Origin of the sequence: Pseudomonas sp. HMWF006 (assembly GCF_003061205.1) — a bacterium.
Taxonomy (GTDB): Bacteria; Pseudomonadota; Gammaproteobacteria; order Pseudomonadales; family Pseudomonadaceae; genus Aquipseudomonas; species Aquipseudomonas monsensis.
The window spans coordinates 886-1,530 of the sequence record NZ_QAIU01000654.1; the positions used below are offsets into that span (position 1 = coordinate 886).

General features: G+C 65.6%; 1 protein-coding gene. It reads right to left on the minus strand.

The window, feature by feature from the left end:
- On the minus strand, window positions 1–645 hold a 645-nt coding region (locus DBR24_RS34560; RefSeq protein ID WP_371921386.1), incomplete at both ends, for an amidohydrolase.

Consider the following 645-nt stretch of genomic DNA (forward strand, 5'->3'; position numbering starts at 1 on the left):
GGATTTTGATGCGCAGGTCGTCGGAGCTGGCAAGGGTGGCGCCCGGGCGGTAGGCGATCTGGCCGGCGGGGACGCCGGCCCAGACGTGCAGGCCGAACACGGCGTCGGGTTTCGGTGATTTCATCACGCCTTCCTCGACCATCATTTTCGCGCCCCAGGTGTTTTTGCCGTCGGGGATGAAGTCGCTCGGGCCCTCTTCGGCGGGCTGGAAATAGAACACCACGGTGCCGGGCAAGGTGTCGCGCATGCCTGTAAGAATTTTCGCTGTACTCAGCAGGATCGCAGTGTGGGCGTCGTGGCCGCAGGCGTGCATCACGTCGACTTGTTTGTCGAGGTAGGTACCTTTGGCTTGCGAGGCGAACGGCAGGTCGGCGACTTCCTTGACCGGCAGTGCGTCCATATCGGCGCGCAGGGCCACGGTCGGGCCGGGCAGGGCGCCTTTGAGGACCGCGACCACGCCGGTGCGGGCGACGTTGGTTTTGACTTCCAGGCCCAGCGCCTTGAGCTGTTTGGCGACCAGCGCCGAGGTGCGTTTTTCGCTGTTGCCGAGTTCCGGGTGGGCGTGGAGGTCGCGGCGGGTTTCCAGCAGTTCCGGTTCAAGGGCCTTGGCCTGCGCGGCGATGTGTTCGCGGCTGCTGTCCAGGG